The following is a 5176-nucleotide window of genomic DNA, read 5'->3' as shown; positions in this document are numbered from 1 at the left end:
CAGGGCTGGCTGGACGAGCCCGGCTACCAGCCCAAGGGCGGTGTCACCCTCAACAGCGACGTCGAGAGCAGCTTGAACGCCCCCTCCTACGACTACCTCAAGACGCTGCCCACCGACCCGGACGCCCTGCTGAAGAAGATCTACAAGGAGACCAAGGGCCAGGGGAACTCCCCCGACCAGGAGGCATTCACCACGGTCGGCGACCTGCTCGGGGAGCAGCTCGCACCGGCGAAGCTGAACGCAGCGCTGTACCGGGCCGCGGCCAAGATCCCCGGGGTTGTGGTGGTGGACCATGCCCAGGACGCCGCGGGACGCGAGGGCATCGCCCTGGCCCATGTCGACCAGCAGAGCGGCGATCGCACCGAGTGGATCTTCGACCGCAAGACGTACTCCTATCTCGGCAGCCGCGGTGTCCAGGTCGAGCAGGCCGACGACGTCAAGCCTGGCACGGTCCTCGAATACACCGCCGTGCTGGAGCGGGCCGTCGTCGACGCCCAGAAGCAGCGCCCCGGCGCGCAAGGTGCCGGTGCGTGAGAACGCGATCGCCCCGCTGGGACCCCGCTTGGACCCCGCTGGGCAGTGCGTATGTCGCCACGCGATCAGGACCGGCGCGTCGGGCAGCACTCCCGTCGTCGCGGGCGTCGGTCTCGCGGTCGTGGTTGGTCGGCACTGGCGCAGTGCTCATCGCGCGCAGGCGCCGCACGGCCTGCCAGAGCTGACGGCAGGCAGCACAACGCTACGAAGGACGCAGGCCGCTCGCCGTGTCGTGGGCGGCCTGCTCGTACTCGACAGTGCCGCTTGGAAGGGATCGATCGCTGTGCGATTCACCGTACTGGGGCCGGTGCGGGCATGGGTCAACGGCAGGGAAGCGCCCCTGGGACCGCCTCAGCAACGTGCAGTGCTCACGGCCCTTCTACTGCAGCGCGGCCGGCCCGTTGGCGTCGCTGAGCTGGTCGACGCGCTGTGGGGCGAGGAACAGCCCTCGGATCCGGTCGCGATTGTGCGTACGTACGTGTCGCGGTTGCGCAGGGTGCTGGAACCGGACCGAGTGCCCGGCTCACCCCCGCAGCTGGTGGTGTCCATAGCCGACGGATACGCGCTGTGCATCGATGACTCTTCCCTTGACCTGGCCGTGTTCGAGGCGCGGCTGGCGGAAGCCCGAGGACTACTAAGAGAGGGAGACCCGGCGCGTGCCAGTGAGTTGCTGCGTTCCGCACTTGTCGAGTGGGGCGGCACTCCACTGTCCGGAGTGCCCGGCCCGCTCGCCGAAACCGAACGGTCCCGGCTGGTGGAACTCCGGCTGGGGGCGATCGAGGTCCGGTTGTCCGTCGACCTCGTGCTGGGCCGCCACGAGGATCTGGTTGGCGAGTTGACATCGCTGCGGGCGCGCCACCCGCTGCGGGAACGGCTCAGCGAACTGCTCCTGCTGGCGTTGTACCGGTGCGGCCGTCAGGCGGAGGCACTGGAGATGTACCGCTTGACGCGCCGGATGCTGGTGGAAGAGCTGGGTGTCGATCCGGGCCCCGCACTGCGTGAGCTGCACAGCCGTGTACTGACCGCGGATCCGTCACTGTCCCTGCCGGGAGTGGTGGTGGCAGGTGGTGGTGGGGACGGCGTCGATGCAGTTGACCGCGACGCCGCATGCTTTGGCTGGGTGCCGGATCGGGAAACCGGTGTCGACTCGGACGTGCCCTCGTTTGACGAGGTTGCAAGGCACCGAGAGGGAACAGGCGAAGACGCGATCACCGTGCAGCCTTCCCAGCTCCCTGCGGTTTTGAACGTCTTCACCGGGCGTATGGCCGAACTCGCCCATGGTGAGGCGCTCCTGTCGGACAAGAGACGACCCGCCGTGGTGGCCATCAGCGGCATGGCAGGCACCGGCAAGACCGCCTTCGCCGTCCACTGGGCGCACCGGATCGCCTCATGCTTCCCTGATGGCCAGCTGTTCGTCAGTCTGCGCGGTGTCGATTCCGGCAGCACGGCGGATCCAGAAGCGGTGATTCGGCACTTCCTCGAGGCGCTGGGCATGTCGTCGCACGAGATACCGGCGGATCCCCTGGCCCAGGCCGCCCTTTATCGCAGCCTGCTCGCGGAGCGCCGAATGCTGATCGTGCTCGACGACGCGCAAAACTCCGAACAAGTGCGTCCCCTGCTTCCCGGTACGTCGTCGTGTTTCGTCATCGTCACCAGCAGGACCCGGTTGCAGGGACTGGTGGTGAGCAACGGTGCCCGCCCCCTGTGGCTCGATCTGATGTCTCCGGATGAGGCCAGGGACATGCTGACTCGCCGGATCGGTGCCGCACGCGTGGCAGCCGAGCCTCAGGCTCTGGACGCGATCGTGGAACTCTGCGGGCGACTGCCCCTCGCCCTGGCCGTCGTGGCGGCGCGGGCCGCCATGCATCCCTGTTTTCCGCTGTCCGCCATCGCCGAGGAACTCACCGAGAGCCAGGGGAGTTTGGACGCCTTCGCCGACGGCGATCCTGCCACCGACGCGCGAGCGGCGTTCTCGTGGTCATACCGCGCCCTTTCTCCTGGGGCGGCGCGGCTGTTTCGGCTGCTCTCGCTCCATCTCGGTCCGGAGATCTCCGTACCCACCGCGGCCAGTCTGGCCGCGGTGCCACCCCGCGACGCACGCGCGTTTCTCGCCGATCTGGCCCGCGTTCACCTGCTCGCCGAGGTTGCCCCCGGTCGCTTCGACTTCCACGACCTGCTGCGGTGCTACGCCGCCGAACTCGTCCGTGAGCACGACACCGAGGCGGAACGGCACCGGGCTGAGCAGCGCCTGCTCGATCACTTCCTGCACACCGCGCTCGGTGCCTCCACGCTGCTCACACCGTACCGCGAGACCGTGGAACCACCAGAACCGCTGTACGGCACGACCCCTGAGCAGATCACCGACCTTCAGGGTGCCATGGGCTGGCTGCAAACCGAGCGCCGGATGCTGTGCACAACAGTCGTGCAGGCAAGCACCGGTGCCTTCGCCGGGCATGCCTGGCGGTTGGCGTCCGCGATGGTTCCCTTCCTGGACAGGCAGGGATACTGGCACGATTTGCTCCTGACCCAGCAGGCTGCCCTCACCGCTGCACGGCGCGTGAGTGACGGCACAGGGCAGGCGCACGCACACCAGATGCTGGGTTTTACTTTCGTCCGGCTGCAACGCACACAAGAAGCACGCCCTCACCTGGAGCGTGCTCTCGAGCTCTTCACCTTTCTTGGGGACCCTCTCGGCCAGGCTCGGACACACCGCATTCTGGCCCTCCAGGACCTTCGCGCTGGCGGGTACGAGGCCGCATGCGGTCGCTACCAACTGGCGTACGCGCTGTACGAGCGCGCCGGGCACCTGAGCGGGCAGGCAAGCGTGCTCAACGAACTCGGCTGGATTCACATCATGCTCGGCTGGTTCAAGCAGGCAGTCGACTACTGTGCCCGAGCCATCACCCTGCACCAGAAGAGCGGGGACTTGATGGGCGAGGCCGCCGCGCACGACGGCCTCGGGTATGCCCATCACTGCGCCGGCGACTACGCCGCGGCCATCAACTGCTACCAGCGTGCCCTGGTGCCGGGCCGTCGCATCGGCGACCGGTGCCTGGAGGCCTCAGCCCTGGGCCACATGGGCGAGGCGCAGCGGGCCTTGGGGAACACCGAGGCGGCACGTGCCGCATGGCAGGCGGCCGTCTCCATCCTGGAGACGCTCGGCCACCCGGACGCCCGGAAGGTCCGGGACAGTCTTCGCCTCCTGGACCAGTCGTAGCCGCAGCCGTCGACGCAGGCGTGTACGGCTGCGGACGCGTGGTGCTGAGGGTGTGAACCATACGGCTCCTCGGAGCCGTATGTGTTCCCCGTCCAGCCCTGCCTCGGTGACTGAGGAGTTATCTTGTCGAAGGCACCGCTCGATCAACCCCGTGCACACATCAGCGTTTTCGCCCTGTCGCGTCGACTGCTGCTGTACGGGATAGGAGCGGCGGCCGTGGCTCCGGCCCTCTCCTCGTGTGATCACCCACTCGCCGATGTGCCCGACTCGCCCTCTGGCGGCGCGGCTTCACGGTCGCCGGGGTTCAAGACCCGCGTCCTCGAGACGTCATGGCCGGGCAGAGACGTCCATCGGACGGACTTCCCTATCACCGCGGTCGGGATCACCTGGACGGGCCCGCAGCGAGGCATCAGGGTCCGTCTGTTCGACAAGGCGGGGGCACCCGGTGCCTGGCAGGCGGTGAGTGCGGGCTGCCCCTGTGGAAAGGATCCCGAAGACAGCTCGATGAAGTTTCCCGCGCCGTCCAGGGCATTGGTGCCTGGTCGCGGCAGCTTCGGCTATCAGATCGACGCTCCGTCGCAGGTGGACATCTTGAACGCAACCGCCGTCGAGGCCGGACTGGCTCCGCCACTGGACGCGCCCGTCGGCGGATCCCCGACGAACGTCTCCGTAATGCCGACAGCGAAGCCGTCGCCGGCGTTCCCACTGGGAATTTCGTCTCGCGTGCGGGGTGGGGAGCCGACGAGAGCAGGCGCTTCTTGCCGAACGGCAAGGAGTTCTCTCCGACCCGCTTCTCCCCCCTGCAGGCGCTCACGGTCCACCACACCGTCACGGCGAACGACGATCCGAATCCCGCGGCGACAGTGCGCGCCTTTTATGAACTCCACGCGATCGGCAACGACTGGGGCGACAATCGGCTACCACTTCCTCATCGACCATAACGGCAAGATCTACGAGGGCCGCTGGTCGGGGAATGACGGCACTCCCGCCCATGACAAGGACGGCAAGGTGGTCACGGCCTTGAAAAACGTGTGACGTGAAAGCGTCAACATGGGTGCGGATCGCGCCGACTCCGCAGGTTATAGACGTGCTGGTCAGAAGGGGTGCCTCTCGCTGAGGGGTGCCCCTTCTGCATCGGGTCTGTCTCACCTTGATCCGGCCCTGTCACGTTGTGGATCAGCGCGTGTGAACCAGGCGTGGACCGGATGTGGCCGCGGGCAGGGCAGGCACAGGTCTCCCGGTGATCACAGAGCATCGCAGCTCCATGATCACCAGGCCCTGCGCCTGTTCTACTACCGAGGTGTCCAAACGCGCCTACCTCTGATCTTGCGAGAGTGCCCCGGCCTTCAGGCCGGGGCAGAATAGAGACCAATTAGGGAGAGTGCTGCACGCCGGCTTAGGCTTCGTGAGCTGGCCTGCGGGTTG

At 67.4% G+C, this 5176-nt stretch carries 3 protein-coding genes; all 3 read left to right on the top strand.

The genetic code is table 11. From position 1 onward, the window contains the following. Window positions 1-534, top strand: a 534-nt coding sequence (locus ACFVWD_RS57140) for a CU044_5270 family protein (protein WP_389607002.1), incomplete at its 5' end; no start/stop codon positions are given. 283 nt (window positions 535-817) lie between these two features. After that, window positions 818-3751, top strand: coding sequence for a BTAD domain-containing putative transcriptional regulator (locus ACFVWD_RS57135; RefSeq protein ID WP_389607001.1), 2934 nt, complete (start codon window positions 818-820; stop codon window positions 3749-3751). An 876-nt stretch (window positions 3752-4627) separates the two neighbouring features. Next, window positions 4628-4786, top strand: a complete 159-nt coding sequence (locus ACFVWD_RS57130; protein ID WP_389606999.1) for a hypothetical protein — start codon at window positions 4628-4630, stop codon at window positions 4784-4786. The last annotated feature ends 390 nt before the right edge of the window (window positions 4787-5176 follow it).

This window comes from Streptomyces sp. NPDC058086 (assembly GCF_042885015.1).
Classification (GTDB): Bacteria; Actinomycetota; Actinomycetes; order Streptomycetales; family Streptomycetaceae; genus Streptomyces.
The sequence above is the reverse complement of the archived record's forward strand: the minus strand, read 5'-3'. Positions and strand labels throughout refer to the sequence as shown.

Excerpts from the sequence above, each read along its gene's own strand:
- ACFVWD_RS57130 (WP_389606999.1), top strand. The coding sequence starts at position 4,628 with ATGAACTCCACGCGATCGGCAACGACTGGGGCGACAATCGGCTACCAC.